This window comes from Serratia marcescens (assembly GCF_001902635.1).
GTDB lineage: Bacteria > Pseudomonadota > Gammaproteobacteria > Enterobacterales > Enterobacteriaceae > Serratia > Serratia marcescens_F.
In genome coordinates, this window is sequence record NZ_MJAO01000004.1 from 83,220 (window position 1) to 107,942 (window position 24,723).

26 protein-coding genes are annotated in these 24,723 nt (G+C 56.6%); 17 read left to right on the forward strand and 9 right to left on the reverse strand.

Annotated features, from left to right (window positions below):
* Positions 1 to 58: 58 nt before the first annotated feature.
* From BHU62_RS04900 to BHU62_RS04970, 15 genes are all read left to right on the forward strand, one after another.
* Positions 59 to 625, forward strand: a complete 567-nt coding sequence (locus BHU62_RS04900; RefSeq protein WP_139282248.1) for a hypothetical protein — start codon at positions 59 to 61, stop codon at positions 623 to 625.
* A gap of 36 nt (positions 626 to 661) precedes the next feature.
* On the forward strand, positions 662 to 1,555 hold the full coding sequence (locus tag BHU62_RS04905; RefSeq protein WP_073529476.1) for an alpha/beta hydrolase: 894 nt from the start codon (positions 662 to 664) through the stop codon (positions 1,553 to 1,555).
* Positions 1,552 to 2,781: an ABC transporter permease gene (locus BHU62_RS04910; protein WP_073529477.1), complete on the forward strand. Its 1,230-nt coding sequence runs from the start codon at positions 1,552 to 1,554 to the stop codon at positions 2,779 to 2,781. The genes BHU62_RS04905 and BHU62_RS04910 overlap by 4 nt, the downstream gene beginning before the upstream one ends.
* A complete protein-coding gene (locus BHU62_RS04915; protein WP_078062013.1) occupies positions 2,774 to 3,544 on the forward strand; it encodes an outer membrane lipoprotein-sorting protein in 771 nt (256 codons plus the stop codon). The genes BHU62_RS04910 and BHU62_RS04915 overlap by 8 nt, the downstream gene beginning before the upstream one ends.
* A gap of 9 nt (positions 3,545 to 3,553) precedes the next feature.
* On the forward strand, positions 3,554 to 4,471 hold the full coding sequence (locus BHU62_RS04920) for an alpha/beta hydrolase (protein ID WP_073529479.1): 918 nt from the start codon (positions 3,554 to 3,556) through the stop codon (positions 4,469 to 4,471).
* Between the two features lie 14 nt (positions 4,472 to 4,485).
* On the forward strand, positions 4,486 to 5,628 hold the full coding sequence (locus BHU62_RS04925) for a hypothetical protein (protein ID WP_073529480.1): 1,143 nt from the start codon (positions 4,486 to 4,488) through the stop codon (positions 5,626 to 5,628).
* 127 nt (positions 5,629 to 5,755) lie between these two features.
* Positions 5,756 to 7,168: a class I adenylate-forming enzyme family protein gene (locus tag BHU62_RS04930; RefSeq protein ID WP_073529481.1), complete on the forward strand. Its 1,413-nt coding sequence runs from the start codon at positions 5,756 to 5,758 to the stop codon at positions 7,166 to 7,168.
* 36 nt (positions 7,169 to 7,204) lie between these two features.
* The gene (locus tag BHU62_RS04935) at positions 7,205 to 8,356 is read left to right on the forward strand and encodes a hypothetical protein (RefSeq protein ID WP_078062015.1); all 1,152 of its coding nucleotides are present in this window, start codon (positions 7,205 to 7,207) and stop codon (positions 8,354 to 8,356) included.
* Positions 8,343 to 9,404 (forward strand): hypothetical protein, encoded by a 1,062-nt coding sequence (locus tag BHU62_RS04940; protein WP_139282249.1) that lies wholly within the window; start codon positions 8,343 to 8,345, stop codon positions 9,402 to 9,404. The genes BHU62_RS04935 and BHU62_RS04940 overlap by 14 nt, the downstream gene beginning before the upstream one ends.
* Complete coding sequence (locus BHU62_RS24575; RefSeq protein ID WP_078062017.1) at positions 9,397 to 10,224, forward strand: hypothetical protein; 828 nt, start codon at positions 9,397 to 9,399, stop codon at positions 10,222 to 10,224. The genes BHU62_RS04940 and BHU62_RS24575 overlap by 8 nt, the downstream gene beginning before the upstream one ends.
* Entirely contained in the window at positions 10,224 to 10,745 is a 522-nt protein-coding gene (locus BHU62_RS04950; protein ID WP_073529483.1) for a hypothetical protein, read from the forward strand. Before BHU62_RS24575 ends, BHU62_RS04950 begins: the two co-directional genes overlap by 1 nt.
* Positions 10,746 to 10,747: 2 nt before the next feature.
* Complete coding sequence (locus BHU62_RS04955) at positions 10,748 to 11,719, forward strand: hypothetical protein (protein ID WP_139282250.1); 972 nt, start codon at positions 10,748 to 10,750, stop codon at positions 11,717 to 11,719.
* 10 nt (positions 11,720 to 11,729) lie between these two features.
* Entirely contained in the window at positions 11,730 to 13,541 is a 1,812-nt protein-coding gene (locus BHU62_RS04960) for an acyl-CoA dehydrogenase (protein WP_073529485.1), read from the forward strand.
* Positions 13,534 to 14,850 carry a hypothetical protein gene (locus tag BHU62_RS04965; protein WP_073529486.1) on the forward strand — a complete coding sequence of 439 codons (1,317 nt, stop codon included), beginning with the start codon at positions 13,534 to 13,536 and terminating at the stop codon, positions 14,848 to 14,850. Before BHU62_RS04960 ends, BHU62_RS04965 begins: the two co-directional genes overlap by 8 nt.
* A gap of 96 nt (positions 14,851 to 14,946) precedes the next feature.
* Positions 14,947 to 15,867: a DUF808 domain-containing protein gene (locus BHU62_RS04970; protein WP_073529487.1), complete on the forward strand. Its 921-nt coding sequence runs from the start codon at positions 14,947 to 14,949 to the stop codon at positions 15,865 to 15,867.
* A 24-nt stretch (positions 15,868 to 15,891) separates the two neighbouring features.
* Here BHU62_RS04970 and BHU62_RS04975 read toward each other — a convergent pair whose 3' ends face one another.
* The 5 genes from BHU62_RS04975 to BHU62_RS04995 form a co-directional block, all read right to left on the reverse strand.
* Positions 15,892 to 16,431 (reverse strand): GNAT family N-acetyltransferase, encoded by a 540-nt coding sequence (locus BHU62_RS04975; RefSeq protein WP_073529488.1) that lies wholly within the window; start codon positions 16,429 to 16,431, stop codon positions 15,892 to 15,894.
* 158 nt (positions 16,432 to 16,589) lie between these two features.
* Complete coding sequence (locus BHU62_RS04980; protein WP_073529489.1) at positions 16,590 to 17,402, reverse strand: MetQ/NlpA family lipoprotein; 813 nt, start codon at positions 17,400 to 17,402, stop codon at positions 16,590 to 16,592.
* Between the two features lie 130 nt (positions 17,403 to 17,532).
* Entirely contained in the window at positions 17,533 to 18,384 is an 852-nt protein-coding gene (locus BHU62_RS04985) for a DUF1460 domain-containing protein (RefSeq protein WP_073529490.1), read from the reverse strand.
* Between the two features lie 104 nt (positions 18,385 to 18,488).
* A complete protein-coding gene (locus BHU62_RS04990) occupies positions 18,489 to 19,031 on the reverse strand; it encodes a GNAT family N-acetyltransferase (protein WP_073529491.1) in 543 nt (180 codons plus the stop codon).
* Positions 19,031 to 19,498, reverse strand: a complete 468-nt coding sequence (locus BHU62_RS04995) for an acyltransferase (protein ID WP_073529492.1) — start codon at positions 19,496 to 19,498, stop codon at positions 19,031 to 19,033. The genes BHU62_RS04990 and BHU62_RS04995 overlap by 1 nt, the downstream gene beginning before the upstream one ends.
* Positions 19,499 to 19,703: 205 nt before the next feature.
* Here BHU62_RS04995 and BHU62_RS05000 point away from each other — a divergent pair, with 205 nt between their 5' ends.
* Positions 19,704 to 20,294: a Yip1 family protein gene (locus BHU62_RS05000; RefSeq protein WP_073529493.1), complete on the forward strand. Its 591-nt coding sequence runs from the start codon at positions 19,704 to 19,706 to the stop codon at positions 20,292 to 20,294.
* A 54-nt stretch (positions 20,295 to 20,348) separates the two neighbouring features.
* On the opposite strand, the gene BHU62_RS05005 is transcribed toward BHU62_RS05000, so the two are convergent.
* The 4 genes from BHU62_RS05005 to BHU62_RS05020 all read right to left on the reverse strand — a co-directional run bounded on the left by BHU62_RS05005 (position 20,349) and on the right by BHU62_RS05020 (position 24,140).
* Positions 20,349 to 21,200 (reverse strand): DMT family transporter, encoded by an 852-nt coding sequence (locus BHU62_RS05005; RefSeq protein ID WP_073529494.1) that lies wholly within the window; start codon positions 21,198 to 21,200, stop codon positions 20,349 to 20,351.
* Positions 21,201 to 21,739: 539 nt separating this feature from the next.
* The gene (locus BHU62_RS05010) at positions 21,740 to 22,390 is read right to left on the reverse strand and encodes a hydrolase (RefSeq protein ID WP_073529495.1); all 651 of its coding nucleotides are present in this window, start codon (positions 22,388 to 22,390) and stop codon (positions 21,740 to 21,742) included.
* A 266-nt stretch (positions 22,391 to 22,656) separates the two neighbouring features.
* Positions 22,657 to 23,232, reverse strand: a complete 576-nt coding sequence (locus tag BHU62_RS05015) for an isochorismatase family protein (protein WP_073529496.1) — start codon at positions 23,230 to 23,232, stop codon at positions 22,657 to 22,659.
* A gap of 59 nt (positions 23,233 to 23,291) precedes the next feature.
* Complete coding sequence (locus BHU62_RS05020) at positions 23,292 to 24,140, reverse strand: NmrA/HSCARG family protein (RefSeq protein WP_073529497.1); 849 nt, start codon at positions 24,138 to 24,140, stop codon at positions 23,292 to 23,294.
* Positions 24,141 to 24,224: 84 nt separating this feature from the next.
* Between BHU62_RS05020 and BHU62_RS05025 the strand changes: the two genes are divergently transcribed.
* Positions 24,225 to 24,602: a winged helix-turn-helix transcriptional regulator gene (locus BHU62_RS05025; protein ID WP_078062018.1), complete on the forward strand. Its 378-nt coding sequence runs from the start codon at positions 24,225 to 24,227 to the stop codon at positions 24,600 to 24,602.
* Positions 24,603 to 24,723: the final 121 nt, after the last annotated feature.

The following is a 24,723-nucleotide window of genomic DNA, read 5'->3' on the forward strand; positions in this document are numbered from 1 at the left end:
GCAAAACGCCGTCTTGTACCCAACGGCCATTCCCGATTCGGAGCAGGAACAGCGGGCGTTGAAGCAACAGCTGTTGTCGACGCCGGCGGCGCAACGCACTCAGCAACAGTGGCGGCAACTGGCCATCGTCAGCATTTCATTGATTGATAATGCCGACGCGCCCGAGGTAAAAGAGGCGACGGCGGTTTTGCACCAGGCACTGACGATGTATCCTCAGGACGCTGAGCTTATGGCCGTTCAGGGGAGCCTGTTTTGCATTCAGGCAGGCAGCCGCAATATTGATGGCATGCAAGCCATGACCTTGGCGAATAAGGGATTCCGCCAGTTGGACCGGGCTGTGATTATGGCGCCTGATTGGCTGGGGCCGCGTTTACAACGTGCGATCACCGCCAGCCGAGCGCCGGTTTTTCTCGGCAAGCGCCCGCTGGCGCGGGAAGATTTCACTTATCTCATAGCTGCGGTACCGGCCACCCCTGAGACGCAGGTGCTGAGGGCGATGTTGCTTTATCAATTTGGCGAGCTATCGCAGCAGGATAAGGCATTGGCCAGCTCTCTGTGGCAACAGGCGGCGGCTCTGGAAGGCGGCGTCTGGAGTGAGCGAGCCAGAGGGCGTCTGTCGCCCTGATATTGGAACTCGAATAATAATACGGAAGAACCGACATTGATTGATTTCAACAGCTACACCGAGCAGGCGAAGCATTACGATGAGACGATTGAAATCGTTGCCAAAATCACCGCCGGAAGCGTCGAAAATCTGAGCTATCGGTTGTATCGGCAGAGCGCCGAGCCAACTGACGTGATCATCGTTTATCACGGCGGCGGCGTTAACCGTGATGCCGGTTACGACATTCTTGCGCGTCAACTTGCCGCCTTGCAAGGCGTGGCGGTTTGCCTGGTTGATATTCGTGGGCATGGCTGTTCCGCCGGTGAACGGGGAACCGTCGAGCAGCCTGAGCGTATCTGGCGCGATGTCGATGTGATGATGGCGGAGATGCGGCGCTATTTTCCTCAGGCGCGCCGGCATCTGTTCGGCCATTCCAGCGGCGCTGGAATGTTGCTTAATTATTTTACTCGTTATCCTTTCGAACAGCGTGCTGACAGCCTGATCATGCTGGCTCCGGAACTGGGGCCGTTCGCGGGCACGGCGCGTAATGCGGCATCGAGCTTTGCGCAAGTGCGCCAATGGCCCTTTGTCGTCAATGCCCTGAGCGGCGGGCGGTTATGCGGGCAGTTCCGCGCCGTCAAGTTGAATTTCACGCCAGAGGTGCTGGAAATGGCCCCCAGCTTTGTACGGCAATACAGCGTCAACATGGCCAATGCGCTAACGCCGCGCCACCCCGGCAAGCAGTTGGCGGAGTTGCCGGTTCCGACGTTGTTGTTGGCCGCTGCGCAGGACGAATTATTTAGTCCGCAGGCGATGCGCGACTTTGCCGGGAAGCATGGCAACGGCTGGCTTGAGTTTCGCTTTATTGAGGATAGTACGCACCTGGACTGTGTGTTTAAGGCCCACCGTTATATCCATCAGTACATTGCCGGCGAGCGGCGGGGGGCATGATGGTGCGGTTAAAGTTGGCTTTGCGAAACCTGTTTCGAAACAAAAGAAGAACGCTGGTTTCCGTCACCAATCTGGCGTTGGCATTGGCCGCAATCCTGCTGTTTTCCGGCTTTTGCGAGTCAATGTATCAAGGGTTGCGTGAGAGTATGATCCGCTCTCAGCTTGGTCATATTCAGTTATTCAAACAAGGTTTTAATCAATTCGGCGCTTTGAGCGATGCCGGCATGCTGCTGCCGGAACCGTTGAAAAATCGCATTGTGGCGCAGGCGCAGGCTTTGCCCGATGTAGAAATCGTTACGCCGCGGCTTGAAACCGACGTTTTAATTACGAACGGCGATGCGCAAATGTCGTCGCATATCGTCGGGATCGATCCTGACAAGGAAGCGGTGCTGAGTTCGGCGATCCAATTGCTGCAGGGAAGCAACCTGTTTCCTGAACAGCAGGACGGCGTATTGTTGGGCGCGGCCCTGGCGAAGGCGCTGAAGGTTAAAGTGGGCGATAGCCTGACGCTGTTGGGCACGGCGGCGAACCAAACCATCAACGCGATGGACGTGACGGTGATCGGCATTGTCACCACTGGCGTGCAGGAGCGGGATCTGCGGACGGCCTACGCCAATTTGTCGTTGGTGGAGAATTTTCTCTTGAGCAAAGGGGCGACTCGCGTCGTGATTCTGCTTAACGATACGGCGAAAACCGATCGGGTATCCGGGCAGCTGCTCCACAGCTTGCAGAATGACGGTTCGGACTTTGAACTGCGCACCTGGAGCGAACTGGCTACCTATTATCATCAGGTTGTGGGCCTCTTCAGCGCCATTTTCACCTTTGTTAATGTGATCTTGCTGGTGGTCGCGGCCTTTGCCGTCTCCCATGCCCTGTCGATGAATGTGGTCGAAAGAACGCGGGAGATCGGCGTGATCAGAGCGATTGGCGCCAGCCGTAGTGAAGTCGTCGGTCTGTTCGTTATGGAAGGGGGAATGCTGGGCGTTGCGGGCGGCGTGCTGGGTGTTCTGCTGGCTTGGACGTTGGCGGCTCTGCTGAATCAATCTGGTTTGATGATGCCGACGCCACCCGGCAATACCGTGACGTATCCACTGAGAATTCTGCTTACACCGCTCATGTGTCTGTACGCATTTGCCGCCAGCGTGTTCACTGCGTTGGTCTGTAGCGTATTGCCCGCGGCGCGGGCCGGAAAACTGATCATCATAAGAGCGCTCAACCATGCATAGTTCAATAAGCCGACGCCGGTTAATCCAGTTGGGTGTCGCGGCGTGTTTACTGCCCGCGATGGTATTTAACGGCCAGGCGATGGCCGAACAGAAAGAGGCTCAACAGTGGTTCCGTCAACTTGGTCTGTTACGCGGCTTGCCCGGAGCCTTTAGCTTCACGCTGGACGTCACGTCTTACCGCAACGATGCGGTGGACGGTGAAAACCGTTTGGAGGTGATGTTTCAGTCTCACCAGCAGGTTTTGGTGCTGTTCCGCCAGCCCCAGAGCGCGGCCGGCCGGCGGATATTGGTCGACGGTGACAACATGTGGCTGACCTTGCCGAGTTCACGGCGGATACTGCGGATCTCTCCGAGTCAGCGCCTGCTGGGGGAAGCGAGTAATGGGGATGTCATCAACACCAACTTTGCGGATTACGCGCTCAAGCAACAGCGCGATGTCGTAGAGAACAATGCGCGGTTCATTGAGTTGACGCTGGTGGCGCAAAGCAGCAATCAAAGCTATCAGCGCGTGGTTTATCTGATCGATCCGGCGACGTCGTTGCCGCGTGTCAGCCGCCATTACACCGCAGCCGATAAGTTGATCAAAGAAATTCACTACGAACGTTATGTGACGGAGCAGGGGCAGCCGCGAGTTGAGCGTATGCGCCTGGTTAATCCGATCTTCAGCGATCGCTATACCGTCATGACGTTGGGAAAATTTACGCCTAAAGATTTTCCCGTCGGCATCTTCAAAAAAGAGAACCTGCTGAATTTGGTGATTTAGGGAGCCGGCATGCAGAACGAAGATGAAATTGACGATTTTCCTGTTCGGGATGGGTGTCGCATTAGCTGTCGTATCTACCGCCATGCGCAGCCACAGTCAGTGCTCTTGCTCTTGCCGGGATTTGGTTTAAGCAGCGACGATTATATTTCATTTTGCGAGCGTCTGGTGAAAACCAGCCCGACGGTTGTCTACAGCCCTGACTTGCGAGGGCATGGGAAATCACAGGGCGCGCCGGGGGATGTCGCCTATATCGGCCAATTGCAGGATGACTTGAGCGACCTGTTGACGGCGATCAAATACCGACACCCAGGGATACCGCTGGTGTTGGCGGCCCATTCCGGCAGCAGCTCTTTGGCGATTGCCCATCTGGCTGCACGGCAGGATTCGGCGGTTCGGGCGTTATATCTGATCGCGCCGGTATTCTTTGGATACATGGAGTTTGATAGGCAGGTTAAACCCGCGTATCGCTACATTTACTATGGCCGATACCGTTGCTCGCCGCATGAAAATGTGGCTTCGCAGTTTAACGTCAATCAGCAGTTCCGCTATTCGCTGAAGCGGCACCTGATCGCGGCAGCATTGCCGTTTCAGCGCAAAATATGCGTGTTGCAGGTGCGGCGCGACGAAGAGCAGCCGTGGAAAAAATACAGTTTTCGCTTTTTGCAAAGTTACCGTTGCCCCCACCTTCAGAGCGCTTTGGAGAAGATCTCGGTGCCGGTACGGGTTTTGGTGGGCGCCGAGGATGAAGTGATGTTGCCTGATGCCGTGGTCAGCACGTTGAACTGGCATCTGGCCCCCGACATCTTACGTGAAATGCGGTGCCTCAGAGGCATGGGGCATTTCAGCATTCTGGCCGTGTCCGCTCTCTTGGTCAGCCAATGGTTGCGTATGACCATGGCTGAAATAGATGGCGAGAGACAACAGTAAAAGGGGGGAGCCGCATGGAGAGAATCTATGGTTGGTTTGGTGCAAGCGGCCCTGCTATACCGGGCGAAATGCAGCAAACGGTTTATCATGTTGATGGGAGTGTAGCAGGGCAACTCTCTGAGTCGGCTTTAGTTTATTGCCAGTGGGACGCCGGGCGGCGTCTGTTGATCCTGTCGCGAACGACAGAGGCGGCCTTGCCACTGTATTACTTATGCCGGCATGGGCAGCTGTTGTTTTCCAATCACTTGCCGTGGCTATTGTCGCAGCTGGGCGATGTGGCTTCGGCAATCGACATGAACTGCCTGGCCGATCTGGCGATCGTCGGTTTCGTTGCGGCACCGCGAACGCAGTATCGGGATGTATTCCAACTGCCGCCCGCCGCACAACTCCAGTGGTGCTGGGGAGAGGGCACGCCCAACGTGGCCTTGTTGCAGGCATCGCGAGCGGCACCACCGGCCGTCGGCGTTACTCTCAGGCAGCGGCAGGGCGGGAAAGCGCCCGACATGGTGCAGTTGTCCGATAACGTGATGATGTATAACGCGATTCCGCATGGCGCTGCAATGCTTGGCGAGTCGCATGGCGATCCGGCATTGTTGCGGTTGTCATTACATATGCGCCAACTGCGCGCAGAGGCCGCGCATTTTCGGCTGGGGGCAGGTGCGCCTGAGGCTTCGGCTCTGCAACGGTTGTCGGTGCCCTGGCTGAAACGTCGATGGCAACGCCGTTTGCATGATTATTGGCAAACCACCCGAGTGCCTGAAATAGCGCGATGGTTTGCCGCAGAAGAAACGATGTCGGAAGCCGAGTGGCTCAGTGCGCTGATTGCCAGTGAACGGCAACGCATCATTCGTCTTATGGCGCAAGCTTATCAACAGCAGGCCGATTTCTATTACGCCGCCAAGGAGACGGAACTGCATTTATCCGCGGAACAAGTGGATGAAAGTTTTAATTTGGATGCGCCAGAGGCCGGCAACTTATTCTGCCATGCCGTTCTGTTGGGAAAGTCATCGCTAAAGGTGAAACGATATATGACGTTGTCACCCGACAAAATACGGCGTGAATGGGGTAAAGAAAGCAATAGGCAATTGATAGGGATGATCTGCGCGATTTCATCGTTGGACTATCTTGACAGATTTTATTATCGCCTGCCTGTTTGATGCTTGAATAATTATTAACTCGCTGTTAATTCAATTTAAACAAACTATTTTTACAGTAGGGATTATGCACAGCCATATAAAGCATTCACTCGCAGATATATATAACGAATTAGCCAATGGTTTGCCGATGCCAGATATTCGCGCCGTTGGTGAACAACCGCTGACATTGGCCATGATTGAACGCTGGCGCGCGGCGCTGATCGCGCGCGGTGTGATGCACGGCGATCGTTTGCTGCTGTTGGCTCACCCGAGCGCCGCCAGCGTAGCGATAATGATCGCCGCCTGGCATGTGGGCGCGGTCGTTTGCCCGTTGCCGCCGCAAACGCCTTCGCCGGCGCTGAACGTTATCGCTCAAGACTGCGGTGCGGCCTTTGCTCTTGATGGCGCCAGTGAAGCGTGGTTGGAGACGGAGGGCGAGCCTTCGCCGCGGCAGTTTATCTACCGCACGGCGCCGGCGGTAACCGGCAGCGATCTGGCGTTGATCATCTACAGTTCCGGCAGCACCGGCGCACCTAAGGGGATCATGCTGTCCCACAACAATGTGCTATCGGCGCTGCGTTCAATTACGGCCTATCTGCAATTGCATGACAAGGACACGATCCTTTCCGTACCGCCGCTGCATTTTGATTACGGCCTGTATCAGGTGCTGTTCGGTTTCGCGGTGGGATGCCGGGTACTGCTGGCGCCGCCGGGCTGCAACGCCATGCAGTTGTTGAAGTTGATCAAAACGGAACAGCCGAGCGTGTTGCCGCTGGTGCCGGCTATCGGCGGAGGTCTTGCGAAGCTGGGCAATGCGCTGCGCCAGCAGCATGACTCGATTCGGCTGATCACCAATACCGGCGGCCATTTGCCCGCCGCCGTCGTCCAGAACCTGAAACGCGTGTTTCCAGAGGCGGCGGTATTGCTGATGTACGGCCTGACGGAATCCAAACGCGCTTTGTTCTTGCCCGCAGAGTTGGCGGCCAGTAAGCCTGACTCGGTGGGGAAACCCATGCCGGGTTTGGAGGCGAAAGTTTTCATTCAAGAGTGGCATGACGAGCGCCAAATTTTCCGCGAGTGTGCGCCTGAAGAAGTCGGCATGCTTTATGTGCGGGGCAGCTCGGTCATGCAGGGTTATACCCGAGAAGAAAATGGCGCCGGCGCACGCATGATTGACGGCGCCTACCGTGACGATAATTGGTTGGCGACCGGCGATCTGTTCCGTTATGACCTGGACGGCGACTTCTATTTTTGCGGGCGAGAAAAGGAATTGATCAAGCAAGCAGGGTATTGCCTGTATCCGCGCACGCTGGAAGCGGTTGCCGAAAGCCATGAGTTGGTCATCGATTGCGCCGTCGTTGGCGTGAGCGATGCGGATGGCGATGAACATGCCTGTTTGTTCGTCAGGGCCGAAGGCCACTTGGAAAAGCATGATCTTTTGGCGTGGCTGAAAACCCATTTTGAACACCACTACTTACCCCGCCGTATCGAAATCATCGAGCACTGGCCGATCAATCAGAATGGGAAAGTCAATAAAAAGGCATTGTGTGAGTTGCTATGAAAACGGTTAATCAAATTATATCTATTCGAGGGTAATGTGACAGAGCTAATAAAAAAACTGGCTGACGGCCTGGCAGGGGGGCATTATTCTTTTGAGTCTCCGTGCTATATCTTTGATCCCAGCCTGATTAATAAGAATTTGGATGAACTTGAAGACTGCCTGGGGACTAAGGTCATTATTTCCATTAAGGCAAACCCGAATGTGGATGTGAATTTGCGTTTGGTGCATCGTCAGGGCGGGGTGGAGGTCGCCTCATTGAAGGAGTTGAACCTGGCGGCGCATTCTGCTCAGGTTTATATCAATAATCCGTCAATGGACAGAAACCTGATGCGTGCGGGGATTGCGGCGAATGCTTATTTCATCGTCGATACGCTGCAGCAACTCAATAGCCTGGTGGAATTGGCGGGTAAGCGGCCGCTGAAGCCGGTGATTCTGCGCTGCAACGTTGCGGTGATTGCTCAGCTGCAATCCGGAGCGCCTGTGATTCGCAAAGATCATTTCGGCATGGATTTGGAAACGCTATTCGAAGCAGTGCGTATTATTCGGCAAAGCGACAAGCTGAAGCTGCATGGATTCCATCTGTTTGCCGGCTCTCATACCTTCCTGCGTTTTGGCACTTTGGTGGCCGAAACCGCATTGTTGTTACTGCCACAGATCGAAGCGCATTACGGCGAGAAGATATCGTTGATCAATCTGGGCGGCGGTTTCGCTGAACGCTGGTCGGAACAAACGGCAGGCTTCGAAGCCTATCGTTCTCTGCTGGCGAAGTTTCCGAGCCATGTCACGCTGGTCCATGAGGCCGGACGGGCGGTGTTTGCCTCCAGCGGCGTCTTTATGACCAAAGTGGTGGCGACCAAGCGGGTGGCCGATCAGCACTACACCATTTGCGACGGCGGCATGAATCAGAGCTTCCTGCTCTGCCAGACGGAAAACAACTTTCGGAAGTTACGCCAACCTTATCTGGTGCGCCAAAACGAAGGTGAGGCGTGCCTCCCGGCGGGCGGCGCGGAGCATACGGTCTTAGTGGGATCGACCTGTAGCCGTGACGATGTCATCGGTCAATACGGCGACCGGAATGTGAAAGCGGGCGACATCTTCCTGTTTGACCACTGCGGCGCTTATCACAGCACGTATACCGTTAGCCGCTTCCTGGGGTTAAAGGAGGCGACGCATTATGTCATCTCATGAAACGTTAGCGAGTATGCATAGTTATGGTGAATGCATCACGCGGCATTTGGCGCGGCATGTCGCGATGCCGGCGGCGACGCGCCGGTGCTTGAATGACAGCGTATTGCGTCATCTGGACTCGCGCATGTTGATTGAAGATCCCCTGACGCCGTTGCAGCCTTTGCTAGAGGCGACCCCATTTCCTCTGCCGGCGATGGCCAGTCTGCCGGTGCTGGATGAGCATGTGGATGCCGTCGGCAGAGAGGGATTTGGCGGCCATTTCCTGAATATCATCGGCCTGTTCGGCCATATCATGCTGACGCTTGCCGGGAACGAGCGGCAGAATGAGCAGGTCAGACAGTGGGTTGCCGAAGGGAAGCGCGGCGCATTCCTGATGACAGACGCCGGCGGTCCATCGCTTCATCAGTGGCGTTCGCAGGTTATCGGCGATGCGGCGCAAGGCAGCCGGATTACCTTGGATAAAGAGTGGGGCATCGGCGCCCTGGAATGCGAGTTCGCGATCGTCGTGTTGGCGCGTCCGGGGCAGATGATCCCCCAGGCCTATCTGTTGCCGCCTGACGCCTGCGCTCAACTGAATCGCCAATCCATAGGCGCCGCTTATCTCGACGGCCACGTTCAGCTGGGCAACTGCCAGGGGGATATGGCAAGCGATCCCGATTGGGCCTTGCGCCGTGGCGGGCTGATGGCGGTGAAACAGTTTTTGACCTTTGTGCGCCCGCGATTTGTGCGGGCGTTAATGCAACATCTGCATTGGCTGGAGGCTCAAGGCCGGTTGTCGCTTGACGAGCAGCAAAACGAGATGCGCGCCTATCTTGAGGATGTGGCGCGTCAGCTGTCTGAGCAACAGAGCTTCACCCGTTATTCCGAAGATGATGTGATGGCGCTGAAGTTCAGTTCTAACGCCTTGTTGTTCGATTTGGTCGAGAAGCAGCGCGTCCCCCAGTTGATGGATCAACGCGACCTGCTGGGATTCACAAAAATGGAGGGGAGTTCTTACCGCTGTCTGTTGGAGATTTGGCAACGCAATCGGGGGAAGAAGCATGCATGAGCTGCGTCTGGCCCGAGCGGCCTTTACACGTTATTCCCGCCCGCTGATCTCCACGTCGGCCGCGTTGGAGCAGCTGTCGCCCGCATTGGCGGAGGCGGTTGGGCAGCAGGTCGCCCATTGCTTGACCGGTTATGACGGCCCTGCGCCCGATCGGCACTTTCTCTGTTCCACCATCATGGACTTGCCCTTCGCCAATCGGCTTATCGATTGGCGCACGTTGCAACAACAGATGCGTCGTTATACCGACGCCGCACCGGATACGCTGGTGAACGCGTATGAATGCGCCAGCTGGGGATACTGCCTGCGGCAAGCGCTGATTGCACCGCAACCGGTCTCTCGCGTGATGTGCACCATTGTCGATCTCAACCTTATGGATCTCTCTTTTTGGCAGCAGAACCCCAACTGGGGCGCTTCCGGGTTTGGCATTGCGACGCTGTTGTTTAACGTCGAACCCGGTGCGGCGAAGCATCTGAATGTCGGCGTGGCGAAAAGCGCGAACTTCATCGCCGAGTTCAGCATCGCGGTGCGTCAATGTTTGGAAGACAAAGCGGCGTGCAAACTGGCCCTGCCGTTCTTTCCTGAACAGGTGACCCAGCTGTTTCAACGTTTATTGCCACAGGCCGACGCGCTGCCGGATCTTCACCCGCAGCTGGGGCACTGTTTTGGCGCCGATCCCTGGATTTCCTTAATCGAGCACGCCAAAGAGGCCAGAGACGGTCAACGGTTTTTGGCCACGTCTGTCGCGCTGAACGGCTATTGGGCGATGGCGGATGTCAGCCTTGAACCCGGCGGTGTTTATCGTTTTACGGAGGTCGGGTGATGACTGACTGTCTGGCTTTTTACGGCAAGTTTTTAGGGCGTCCATTCCCTTACGGCGTCAGCCGGGCGAACGCAATGGTGTTGCCGATGGAACAGGCCGAGGATTATGAATCGCTCAGCCGGATGCCGAAGCCAATGCGCCAATCGCCGGTACTGTGCAGCTTCTCGGAAAAATACCTGTTGCTTGAACAGATCGTCATTGCGGCATTCGCCCACCTGCATTCGCTGGATCGCTGCGTCATGACGGCCATGATGCCGGGCGGCGTTCGGCTTCCGGCGCGTTTGCTGATGGAGGACGTTTTTCTGGTGCATCACGTCGATGATGAGGCCGAGCGACTGCGGCAAGGCGGGTGCAGTGTGTTGGTGATAGAAGAGTCGATCATTCGTCATCCGCTGGAGGCAGGGGACAACACCTTGCATCTGCGCTGGCTTGGCGCTGAGCAGGCAACCGCGCGCCAGGACTGGAGCGGGTTTCTGCGCGTCTTATCCGGGCTGAACATTGTGCCGGCGGGCGGAGCCTGACGATGAACGGCGTTGCATTACATGGGATACGGCTTTTTCCCTGGGCGAAATTACGCTCTTTCCTGCCGACGTTGCCCCCACCGGGAAGCGAGCTGCCCGGCGCTGAGCTCATCCTGTTTTGCAGTTCCGGCGAGGTTGAGGTGCTGCAGCAACCTTGGGTGGTTGAATGGATGGCGAGAGAAGTGCGGCGGGGGACGGCGCCGCGACGCGCTTTTGTCTCGATGGCTTGCGCAAGCTGGTACGCCGCAGTGCTGGAGTTCATGCGGAGCGATTGCCGCAGCGCCGAGATTTGGGTCATTGAAGCCTGCGCGGATTTTATTCAGGAACGCTTGGATTGCGCGGGGCTGGGGCGAGGCGGCGAGGGATTATTGGCCAACGGCGGCGTGGCGTGCATCAGTCTGCGCAAGGGCGACGCGCGGGAAAGCGGTGTGCGTCTCGATGACTGTGCGCTGCTTTCCAAACCGGCGGGGTTACGGGGAACCGAACTGCTGATCAAACGTTATGCACAGTGGCTGTTGGCGCATCAGTGCGGAGATGAACGCGCCGACTGGGTGTCCTTCGCCATCGAGACCCACTGGTCCAGGCAACTGCAGGCCGGTTTGGCGCTGTGGGGGAAAGACGCCATGAGAACGTTAGTCGCCCAACCGAGCCTGGAACAGGGGAAAGACCATTATATGGCGCTGAAGCCCCTGCATGAACTGGCCACTCATCTTCAGCGTCCCCTGGTTCGCCCGGTGATCCTGACCACGCTGGCCGCCGGCGGGCGAATTGGCTGCGCTATTTTTCGAGCCTGTGGAGATGATGCGGTGAACGCCGCGCCGGCGGGGGATATTTTGCCGATTCGTCTGCCCCCCGTCGCGTTGCCGAGCGGCGCCCCTCCCCGTTACTGCGAGCGGGAATACCGCTATCGCGACAACGAATATTTTCTGACTGAGCTGGATGAGTCCGGGCCAGCCTTACTGATGCATTCATAATGGAGCTTATATGAAAAACTTACCTGTTTATCGGGCGCCGTTGGCTGACATTCGTTTTGTCATCTGGGAACAAAACCAGCTTGAAGAGAGCCTGGCCATCAACTATCCGCATCTGACGCGCGCCAGGGTTGATCGGGTGTTGGAAGAGGCTGCCGCTTTTGCACAAGACGTGCTTGCCGACAGCTATCAGCAGGCAGACAGTCAAGAATGCTGGATGGATGAGCAGGGTAAGGTGCATGTGCCTGAGAGCTATCCGTCGTTGTTGGCCCAATTCCGGCAAACCTGGGGCGAGCGGCTGAAGCCGCAAGACCAGGGCGGATTGGGGCTGCCTCCTCTGGCGCAATATGCGGTATTGGAGATGTTTATGGGGGCTCATCCCGCCTTCATGACCTATGTCGGTTTCAATGGCCCGGCCATTCAGCTGTTGACGCGCTATGGCACGCCGGAGCAATTGGCGGAGTACGGGCCGGCCTTATCCGAGTATCGCTGGACCTCCTGCTTATGCATCACCGAAGCAGAAGCGGGTAGCGATCTCAGCCGCCTCGTTACACAGGCTGAACGGCAAAGCGATGGCCGTTACCTGATCTCCGGGGAGAAACGCTTTATCTCGGCGGGTATGCATTCGTTGGCTGAAAACATTCTCTATTTCGTGTTGGCTCGGGTGAAAAACGGTCCGCAGGGCATGTTGGGCTTATCGTGTTTCATTGTGCCCCAGTTTGATCATGGTGCGGATAATCAGGTTCGCTGCCGTGAGGTGGTGAAGAAAATGGGCCTTAAGGGATGCGCCAATACCCATTTGCAGTTTGGTGAAAACGGGAAGTGCTACGGCTATCTGATGGGCGGGAAAGAGAACATCGGGTTGGTGCAACTGCTGAGCATGATGACCCCGGCGCGCATCAGTACGGGTATTTATGCCCTTGGGATGGCTTCCAGCGCCTATCTGAATGCGCTGGACTATGCGCAAAAACGGGTTCAAGGCAAACAGTTCGATCGGGCTATGAGCGCCAGCGCGCCTTCTCTGCCTATCATTGCGCACCCTGATATTCGCCGCATGCTGTCAAAAATGAAAGCGCAAACCGAAGGGTGCCGTGCGCTGTTGGGCAAACTGGGCATGGCGGAAACGGATTATCGCACCGCGTTACAGCGTGGGGAGCAGACGGCGGCGGAGAAACACCTGGCCTTTTTTGAACTGCTTACGCCATTGGTGAAAGCCTACTGCTCCAACGAGGCCTGGAACGTGGCGGAGAACGCTATCCAGGTGATGGGGGGGAAAGGGTACCTTAGCGCGTATCCGGTTGAGCAATATGCGCGCGATTGCAAAGTCCTGTCGATATGGGAAGGCACCAACCATATTCAGGCGCAGTTCTTGTTGCGTGACAAGTTGGGGATGGGGCTGCGAGAAACGCACGCCTTGCGGGAGCTACGTGCGCGGCTGGATGCGTTCATCGCACAGGCGAAGTGCCAGGTTGAGCTGGCGCCGCTGACGGAGGCGTTGTTGACGGCGCAACAGGCCTTGGAGGGGAGTTTGACCGAATTGGGTGACGCCGTGCGGCAGGGGCACTTACTGAGCGTGCCGGCCTGCGCCAATGTGCTGATGGAAATGGTGGCGGAACTGATTATCGGTTGGTGCCTGGTTGAGGCGGCGTATTGCGCTCGCACCCTGACCGATCCCGTTTTGCGCGACGGGAAGCTCGCCACGGCGCGTTATTTCCTGTCTACGGTGTTGACGTTAAGCGGGGCGAAAGCGCAGCAGGTACGTTATCTGATCCAGGCGGACAGCGTTTCCAACGTGGCCTTCTCGTGGAATACGGCTGATGCCTGAGCGGATGATCAAAAACGCGGCTTTAGCCGCGTTTTTCGCAGCCGGAGTGACGCCGGTTTTCGCAATGGAATGGCGGCCTGAACTGCAGGCTCAAGGGCGTTACTCGCAGCAAGAGTACAATGCGGGATCCGCCCTCTCTCCCCAACGTTTTAGCTCTGCCGGCCGCGCGTTTTCGGACGTGGATGTGCTGTTTTCCCCGACGCTGATTGTCGACCAAAATCTACAGGGATTTTTGGGCGCGGCGGCGGGCTGGCAGAGGGCGGGGGGCCATGAGTCCCACAAGCTCCGGTTACTGGAGGCGGGGGCCTCACTGAGTAACGATCAACAAACGGAACGTCTTACGCTCGGTAAAATGAAGGTGCGTTGGAGCCAGGATAGCGTCTATCACCCGCTGGATCTTTTCGGCCGGTATAACCAGCCCAAAAGCAGTCTGGGGGTTAATGAGTTCGACGATTTTAAAAAAGAAGGCAACGTCATGGCTCGCTGGCAACGTACCGGCGACGTCCTGTCCCATGACGTTCTCTTGGTTGAGGCGGATAACAACGCGTGGATGCCCGCCGCGCATCAGGTCGCATGGCGAGGCGTCATGCAAAGCGGAGAAAGCGAGTTTAGTCTGATTGCGGAAAAATCGGCGAACTACCGCCCGCGCTGGGGGGCGGGGCTCAGCCAGGGGATGGGTGAGCAATGGACGTTATACGGTGAATATTTGCTCAGTCGCGATCGGGACATTCCGGTCTTACGGCAGGTACAGCCTGAAATTCCGTTGGCGCCGGGCGTGGCGTTACCGGCGCTTTACGATTACCAGCGGGACGATAAACAGAGAAATTGGCAAAAATTATTGCTGACTTTGCGCTATTACTCCCAGGTTGGCGGCAGCGTTGAAGGCAGCCTGTTTTACAACGGCCACGGCCTCAATCGTCGCGAGTGGTCACAGTGGGAAAGCCGGCAATGGAGCGCCGCGGAAACCTTGACCGATGCTCAATTACGGCCCTACCTGGCCGGGGGGAATCCCTATATCCCCATGCTGGGCGACTCCGCCCGCCTGATGCAGGATTTTTACTTGCGCAGGTTTTATGCTTCGGTGCGCCTGGATAGCCTGGAGCGTTTTACCCAGGGGCGGATCGAAATGAATATGATCTTCGGCCTGGAAGACGGTAGCAGTTCATTGTGGATGGCGGGGGAATATCCGCTGAACGAGAAATTGCTCGTTAAACCCTACCTGATGCTGCAAAGCAACGTGCGTGGCGAAGGGCAGATGGCGCCGTTGAGCGCGTTGTTCGGGCTTAATTTTACTCTGGCGCTGCTTTAATGTTGCGTGGTGATTGCGTCCATCCGCCTATTTGAATCCCATTGCCGCTATGCTAAAGAGAGTGTGTTCGCAATAACTTCAATAAGGATACGCACTTTGGCTGGAAGCAGTTTGTTAACCCTCATCGACGACATCGCCTCATTGCTGGACGATGTCTCTTTAATGACCAAGATGGCGGCGAAAAAAACCGCCGGGGTGCTGGGGGACGATCTGGCGCTCAACGCGCAGCAGGTGTCCGGGGTGAAAGCCGATCGCGAACTGCCGGTGGTGTGGCGCGTTGCCAAAGGTTCGTTGGTCAACAAGGCGATCCTGGTGCCGTTGGCGTTGTTGATCAGCGCTTTCGCGCCCTGGGCCATCACGCCGCTGCTGATGGTGGGCGGTGCCTACCTGTGCTACGAAGGGTTCGAAAAGGTGTTTCATAGTCTGAGCCACGGCAAGCGGGCGCACGAGGAAAAGCCAGACGGGCCCGGCGCCAATGAGGACGTGGCGGCCTATGAGCAACGCAAGGTGAAAGGCGCGATACGCACCGACTTCGTGCTGTCCGCCGAGATTATCGCCATTACGCTGGGCACCGTCGCCGGCGCCACCTTCAGCCAGCAGGTGATCGTGCTGTGCGGCATCGCCGTCGTGATGACGGTCGGCGTGTACGGTATCGTCGCCGGCATCGTCAAGCTGGACGATCTGGGCTTGTATCTGAGCCGCAAAAGCAGCGCGCTGGTTCGCTCGATCGGCGACGGCATCGTGCGCGCCGCCCCTTATCTGATGAAAACGCTGTCGGTTGTCGGCACGATCGCCATGTTTATGGTGGGGGGCGGCATTCTGACCCACGGCCTGCCGCCGGTGCATCATCTGTTCGAAGACTGGGCCTCCTACGCCACCGTGGTGCCAACGTTTGGCCATATTCTGCAGGGCGTCATTCCTGCCTTGCTGAACGTGGTGTTCGGGCTGGTTGCCGGCGGTGCGGTGCTGGCGGTGGTTTCGGCGCTGGGCGCGGTGCGCGCGCGTTTTAAAGCCTGACAATTCAGCCGCCCGGCCTGTGGGTTAGGGCCGGGTGCGGTCACCCGCGCCCAATGGGCGCTGCATAATGTGCGTATCGCGCCATTCCCCCAGCTTGAACCCCACCGCTTTCAACGTCCCTGCACTGGTGAAGCCGAGCGATTGATGCAATGCCAATGAGCCGCGATTGGCGGCGGAATCGCCGACGATCGCCAGCATCTGGCGCCAGGGGCCTTGCTCACAACGGGCGATCAGCGCGCTCAGAAGCGCCTTGCCGACGCCCTTGCCCTGTTGCCCTTCGGCGATGTACACCGAGTCTTCCACGGTAAAGCGGTAAGCCGGCCGGGGGCGATACGGCGTGGCATAACAGTACCCCAAGAGGCGTCCTTCGCTTTTCGCCACCAGCCAGGGCAGGCCGGCTTCCTGTACCTTGCTCAGCCGCAGCTGCATTTCCGCCAGCGTCGGCGGCTGCTCTTCAAACGAGGCCGCGCCATGCAACACGTGGTGGGTGTAAATTTGCAGCACGGCGGCCATATCGCCCGGCGTGGCGTCGAGGAGGCTGAGTACGAGAGCGGAACGCGTCATGAAGATGCCTGTTTACCTTGGAAATCAGCGAATAAACGGCATTATGCGCGCTGCCCGCCGCCGGGGTAAATCGGGTTTTCTTATGGTGCGATAAGAAAAGGCGATGATGATGTGGAAAGGGCTCTTTGCGTTGAGCCCATGAGGCGCTTGATCTTGAATTACCAGCCTTTCACCGCGCCGCCGTTGAAGATTTTCTCGGCGGCTTTGGCCACTTCGTCCGATTCGTAGGCCTTGATGAAGTTCTGCACGTTCGGTGCGTCCTTGTTATCTTCGCGGGTGACGATGATGTTGGTGTACGGCGAGTCTTTGTCTTCGATGAAGATACCGTCTTTGGTCGGCGTCAGGCCGGTTTGATTGATATAGGTGGTGCTGATGATGGCGACGGTGACTTTCGGGTCATCCAGCACGTGCGGCAGCTGCGCGCCTTCCAGCTCCATGATCTGGTAATTGTGCGGGTTGGCGCTGATGTCCAGGGCGGTAGGCAGCAGCCCCTTGCCTTGCTTCAGGGTAATCAGCCCGGTTTTTTCCAGCAACAGCAGGGCGCGCCCCAGGTTGGTCGGGTCGAGCGGGATAGCGATCACCGCGCCGTCCTGCAGCTCTTTCAGCGATTTTATCTTTTTGGAGTAGCCGGCCATCGGGAAGACGAAGGTATTGCCGACCGCCACCAGCTTATAGCCGTGATCCTTGTTTTGCTGTTCGAGGAACGGGCGGTGCTGGAACACGTTGGCATCCAGTTCGCCTTTGTCGGTGGCGTCGTTCGGCAGCAGCGAACCGCTGAAGCCGATCAATTCGACGTCCAGCCCGTATTTCTCTTTCGCCACCTGCCTGGCGACTTCCGCTACGTCCTGTTCGGCGCCGTTGATGACGCCGACCTTGATATGGTTCTGGTCGGTTTTTTGATCGCAGCCCTGAAGCGCCAATACGGCGGCGAAGGCCGCCGCCAGAGGGGTGATACGCCAGCGTGAGGTCATCGAAGTCTCCCTGAAAAGAACAATAAAATCAGTCGGTTTTTGTCTTTACAGCTAAGCCTGAACCGCGGATGAAGTCAAACGCTCGTTCAGCATAAACGGCTATAGCTTATAGCCGTTTATGCATGGGGGATTATCGGCGGAGCGAACGCAACACCACGATGCCCGGCGTGGCCATGACGTAATCCATAAAGGGCGAATCGACCACCCGCATGTTAGCCTTGCGCGAGGAGGCGTTGCGCAGCACCGGGCCGTTTTCGGTCATGACGAAGATGCCGGTATGGGTGACGTCCAGCCCGTCCAGGTTGGTGTAAATGCCGATGTAATCGCCGGTGTGCAGCTGGGCCAGTACCCGCTCGTCGACGCTGTCGCTGGGGATATAGGTCACGCTGCGCTGCACGTTGGGCAAGCCGGGCAGGTAGCGGCTGCCGTCCGCCTTCTGGTTGAGGTTTTTCACGAGGCTGACGGCGTGTGGGCTGAGCTGAGCGGTGATGTCTTCGGCCACCTTGTGCGGCCGCAGCGCCCAGTCGGTGAAGAAGTGTTTGCGCTGCGGGAAGGCTATCTTGCCGTCGACATAGCGGATGTCTATCAGACGCTGCGTGAACTCGGCCTCGCTGCGGGCGGTGCTGAGCGCTTCCACATAATCGATGTAGGTGAAGCAATCCAGACCGCGGAAGTCGATCACCAGCTGCTCGGGGGTGCTCTGCGAACCGATCAGGCGGTTGGCGAGATAGGGCGTGCCGAGAAACTCGTGCGAAATCAGGGAGACGGTGCGGCCATGAGGTTGTGCGGCGGGCCAACCGGCGCGCAGCGCGAGGATCGCCTGCAGCTTGCTGCGGGTGTTGTCGTCCATCTCCACCTGTGCGCCCGGCGGAGAAACGGCCGCGTCGGTCGGCGGGGTCGCGGGGACGACGACGGCGGGGCGCGCGGCGCATCCGCTCATGGCAATAGCTAACATCAGTAAAACAACCTTGTTCTTGTTCATACGGCCCTCCATGGGTGTCGCTGGCTTATCAAAGTAAACGATAACAGTTCTCATCCGATGGTAGGGGTTAAAAAGTCAACATCGCCTCAATGGCGGTCGATAAATCAGTAACCGATTTCGCTATTGAACGGCAAATACCAGAACAGCGCGATTTCATGATCGGCGATCTCCGGCTCGGCGCGGTACAGCAAGTGGTCGATGCCGCCGAGGATAAACCCGTAATGCTGGTAGCAGCGGCAGGCCGCCAGATTGTTGTTCTGCGTCTCGAGCATCATACCTGAGGTTTCCTGCTGCCGCGCCCACTGTTTGGCGCAGTCCAGCAGCGTTCCGGCGATGCCGAGGCGGCGCGCATGGGCACTGACGGCGATCTCTTCGATCAGGGTGTAACCGTTCCAGTTTTTGCTCAGGGTGATATGACCGACGGCTTCATCCTGGAGGTGCGCCAGGAAGGTGACGCTGTCTTCATTGGCGAACGGCGCCAGGGGATAATGCTTGCGAAACGGCGCCACCGGGCGGGTTGGCCAGCTGTCGACCGGGCTGTCGAACTGCGGCAGGGCGTAACAGGCGATGGTAAAACCGAAATCGCCGCAGGCCAGATACTCGGCGGGCAATGCTGCCACGGCCACAACGCGGATGGCCGGGTTCATTACGGCAGCTCCCGCAGCAGGCGCGCCGGGTTGCCGGCATAGATCCCCTTGCGGGTGATGTCGCGGGTGACGACCGCGCCGGCGCCGATCACCGTATCGCTGCAGATCTCGACCGCCAATACCGTGGCGCCGGAACCGATGGAGACGCGATCGCCGATGCGCGTGCGCCCCCAGCTGGCCGGATCGGCATTGGGCGCGCCGTCTCTGAACAGATCGTTGGCGAAGGTGACGCCGTGGCCGACAAAGCACGCTTCGCCGAGGGTGACGTATTCACAGATAAAGCTGTGCGACTGAATTTTGCTGCGCGCGCCGATGCTGACGTGGCGCTGGATCTCGACGAACGGGCCGACGAAAACGTCGTCGCCGAGCCGGCAGCCGTACAGATTGCAGGGTTCAATGACGGTGACGTTGCGCCCGGCGTCGACATCGACGATCCCCGCCTGGCGGGTGGTGATGACGGATGGCATGGCATTCCTCGCGGTCTGGATTGAATGGAGGGAGTATAAGACAAAGCGCCGCGCCTTTGCGCTTTCCGCACGTTTTCTCGCCAAAAGACTATAATTAGTACAGGGGAGAGAGCCCCGTGGCCGCAATCCTCGCACGGGTAGCTGTCCGTCGGAGGTGTGAAATTCGTTCGCCGATCGCGGCCTACGGCGAGATAGGAGGTGTCTCATGGTTAATCATGTTTGGGGACTTCTGGCGCATCCCAGCGCCGAGTTCGAACAGATCAAAAGCGAGAATGAAAGCGTCTCGCACCTCTACACCCATCACGTGTTGCTGTTGGCGGCTATCCCGGTGGTGTGCGCTTTTATCGGCACCACCCAGTTGGGCTGGCTCTCCGGCGAGGGACATGCCATCAGGCTCGACATGTTTACCGCGCTTTATACCGCCGTGGCGTTTTACCTGCTGATGCTGGCAGGCGTAGCGGCCATGGGGCAAGTCATTCACTGGATGGCACGGCGTTATGAATCGCGCCCAAGCCTGCACCGTTGCATGGTGTTCGCCGGTTATGTGGCGACCCCGATGTTCCTTAGCGGGGTGGTGGCGCTCTATCCGGTTGTCTGGCTGTGTTTGTTTGTCGGCATCATCGGCCTGTGCTATTCGGGCTATCTGCTGAATCTGGGGATCCCGCACTTCCTGAATATCGACAGTAAGGAAGGGTTCATCTTCTCCAGCTCGACCTTCGCTATCGGCATTCTGCTGCTTGAGCTGTTGCTTGGGCTGACGGTGCTGCTGTGGGGGTATGGTTCCTGGTTGTTCTGAGTTAACGGTTGTTGTCGCCCCCGTGCCGGCGGAACGGCGCGGGGGCTTTTGCTTTTATGCGCGGCGGAAGACCAGCATCACGCCGAGCACGATGCCCGCCATGCCCAGCAGGCTCAGCGCGGCTAACGCGTGGCCGAGCAGCAGGTAATCCAGCAGGGCGGTGACCGCCGGGATCAGGTAGAACAGGCTGGTGACCTGCACCAAATTACCGCGTTGGATCAGGCGATACAGCAGGAAGGTCGCCAGCACTGAGATGACCACCGCCATCCACAGCAGCGGCAGCACGAATTCAGGCCGCCACGCGACCCGCAGCGGCTCAAACGGCAGCGCCAGCGCACACATCAATAGTCCGACGGCATACTGCAGCGGCAAGACCGCCAGCGGCGGCTGCGTCATGCCTTTTTGCAGCAGGGTGCCGGCGGTCATACAGCCCAGCGCGATAAAGGCGAACAGCATGCCGCTCAGCGAGAAGCGCGCCACCATCAGGCTTTGATACACCACCAGCGTCAGCCCGGCCAACGCCAGTGCCAGCCCGAGCGCGCGCAGCCCGGCGCAGCGGCGTTCGGTGATCAACTGGGTGAGGATCGGCTGTACGCCGAGCAGCGTGGCCAGCACGCCGGGTGTAATGCCCCGCTCCAGCGCCAGCAGATAGCAGATTTGATAGCTGCCGATCATCAGCATGCCGATCAGCGCGACGCGCCGGCGGGTGCCGGGAGCAGGCAGGCACTGGCGCCGCCACAGGCCGATGGCCAACAGCACCGCCAGCGCGATGGCGCAGCGGAAGAACAGAAAAGCGAAGGCGGAGGCATGCTCCAGCCCCCAACGGGAGAAGATCGCGCCGCTGCTCCAAAGCAGGACGAACAGCACAGCCAGGCCGGCATTGGCCCAGAGAGAAGGTAATCGCATATCAATTTCACCTGTCGTGAAAATCACAGGCTCCGGCGCGCGCGGCGGTCTACGCCTGAACGCAACAGATCAATAAGCCGGAGGTAAAAAGTCGGTGTGGCTTAGCGCACGACCACAACGCGTGGCGGGTAAGCGGCAACCGCAGCAACGACAGAGGAAACGGCGGGTGGGGCGGAGGAAGCACACAGCAAAACGACGGCCGGAACGGTCGCGTTTGTCGGATCTGTGCTGTGCGCAAACTGAGTCATGTGGGTTCCTGAAAACCGGGAGTGAAACTAATCGCTTCAAACATAGCCAAGTTCGACGGGATGCGCAACTGCATTACGCAGGAAATAACGCGGTTAATAGCAATAGAAATCTTACTTTTTATATTTTGGTATGATGTTTTGGCTCACTAATCGTTTTTTAAGGGCAAAATGGCGAGGACTACGCTTATCGGGTTTCTGCCGCATAAAGTCTGCTTTGGTCACCCATGACCTAATGCGGCAGAATTCCTCGCTGTCAATAAGTATTATTCTCTTGGAATATATGCAGTTAGTTTAATTTGAAACAGGAGTATTGAGCAATTGCTGCTCCCAAAGATATGCTATACCGGTGCCGCCGGAATGCTGTATGACAGCATCCATTAGCTCAGGAAGGTGTTCACTTCGTGCCCAATCACGCTGCCACTCAGCACCCAACGCCAACCAAGTCAACATGTTCACTCCGGCGGCGAGCATACGCTGAATCGCAACCTCATGAGCTTCGACGGAAACGCCCCCGGATGCGTCGGTTATGACTGTGACATCCCAACCCTCACCTGCCGCCTGGATCGCGGGCATGGCGACACAAACTTCTGTCCACAGACCGGCAATGATTAACTGTTTGCGGCCGGTTGCCTTAACCGCATCGACGACCTTTTGATCCTCCCAGGTATTGATGAATGTCCGGTCAATCACCTCCTGATCAGGAAAAACATCGGTAATCTGAGGGAATATATCCCCACCATTCTTAGCAACAACACTTGTCAGGATAGTGGGTACATTAAAGGCCTTGCCAAGTTTAGCCAGTGCCGTAGAGTTATTAACAACAATCAATGGATCATGACTGTTTATGTTTGCCAATTGAAAAGGTTGGTGATCGATGAGAACCAGTACTGAATCTTGGGGGCGAAGCAGTGAATTAAGTCCATTGCGAATACGAAAAGTCATTAATATATCCTTTATATGGTTGTTGGCAGGAAATAGAGGGCGAAATGGGTATAAATAATTATCCTTCCGCCATTATAAAATTAACAATCACTCCGATATAATGCAAAATAATAATTTGTTCTATCCATATAATCCCAGTGGCGCTATTTTGTTGGTTTTGTGATGGCTTTGGTTATAAATAAGATATGTAGAGGTGAGTGGAATATAAAACCATTCCAATGGTTAGAAACTCAATTTCTGAGTTCGGCTATTTGCACCGATAGTGCTTAAGTTGGATTGAGCAATTGGGCAAGCATTTTCCCTTTATTCGTAGTCCAGTCAATCGCGAGTTCAGAAACGATTTGCGGTGTGGAGGTAATGACACCGCCCGCCTGCTCAATACGGCGTAATGCGGCATCGTCACCGGTTTTGGTGAAGGAAGCCGATGCGTCGGTGACGACCTGTACTTCATAACCCTCATCCAGCAACTGCAGCACGGGAAACACAACACAGACCTCTGTGGTAATTCCCGCCACAATGACTTTTTTACGGCCTGTGTTTTTTACCGCAGTATTAAAGTTCGGGTCGTGCATGGCATTAACAATGCCGCTGCGTTTGATCCGGTTAGCAAAGGCTTCCGGCGCTACAGCCTGTAATTCAGGGATCAAGGGACCTTGAGCCTGTTCCTCCAGGCTTGACGTTAGTATCAATGGGAGTTCGGTAGCCAGTGCGATTTTGGCCAACAGTACGGTGTTTTTCTTGATATCGGCGACATCATGCGAATGTGTCCAGGAAATCGTACCTGTTTGGTGATCAATTAACAGCAGGGCGCTGTTTCGCGCTGTATAGACATTGTGATGCATAAGAACTCCTTTTTGCTTTTGGGTCGTAATCCCAACGCAGGGTTAATGGCCAGACATGACTAGGCAGAGTTCTGCTGACGAAGCCAATCGTCCAGAGTGAGTAGTTCGGGCTGCCGGCTTCGCAGGCCGGAAATATCAGCGGCATAACCCGACTCACCGAACCATTCGAACATTCTACGTGCATCATAGGGCAGCAGCCGCAGCAGGAGCCTTGGGATGGGGAAGGGCAGACCTGTAGACCAACCGTGTTGACGTAAGGCGGCCACGATTTGTAGGCGCGTCAACTCGTCACCCGCAATTTCCTCTGCCTTGCCGATAAACTTGTCGGGATGCGAAAAAGCATTCGCTACCCACTTGCCGATGTCGGCCGTAGCGATCATTTGCAATTTTTTCTCTTTGGGGAGATAGCTTTTCATCAACAGCATCAAGACGGTACGAATGCGTGATTCGACCAGGTTATCCATAAAGAAGACAGGGCGAACAATGCTCACCGGCAAGCCGATACGGCGGATATATTCTTCTACCTGCCATTTACTGTCGAAATGGGGCACGCGTGAACGGCGGTCTGCTCCGCCTACGGAAGAGTAAACAAAATGTTTGACCCTGGCAGCCAGTGCTGCATCTGCGACTGCCTTACCCTGCTGTATTTCGATCGTAGCTCCTTGCTCGGAGCTTTGTACGGAAAAAACGCCGTATGCGCCGCTAAAGGCCGCATGTAGCGTATCTCGCCGATCGATGTCCGCTCTGACTAACTCCACACCTTGCAGAGTTAAGCGCTTCGCCATTTCAGAATGCGGGTTTCTGGACACGCAACGCACATGCCAACGTGCATCGCTCAAGAGTGAGCGCAAGACCGCCCCACCTTGATGCCCCGTCCCGCCCAGAACAACGATCGTTTTTTTCGTCATAAAAGAACCCTGAAATATAGAATAAATGCTAATTCATTTGTTACCATAATAAATATCAGATGTTTTATGAAAAGGACAAGTAGGATGAATAATGATACTAAGTTTGAAAATAATGATTGTAACCATTCTCCGGCGACGACGCATTGCCCGCCGACCGAGGCTGAACTTGCGGAATTTCGCCAAGGCGTAGCTATGATTATTGGCAAGTGGAAGGTTGAAATATTATGGGTTCTGCTAGGGGGACCATTGCGTTTTGGTGAGGTGCGCAGAGCATTGCCAGGGATCACTCAGCATATGCTTACGGCGCAACTGCGTGCATTGGAGGCCGATCTGCTGATTAGCAGAGTACAATTTGCTGAAATCCCACCACGTGTGGAATATGCGCTTACCGAGCATGCCCATACGCTTAAACCCGTATTTATTGCGTTATCCGAATGGGCCAGGTCAGTAAAAGTCAAATAGATTAATTCTTTGCGGTCATAGCAGGCAATAAGGGCGGTTTGATTTCTCACGTGGAGGTCGGTTTAGGTAATAAATAACTGACTTAGTCATATTTATTATACTAAGTTTCATTTTTTTGCCT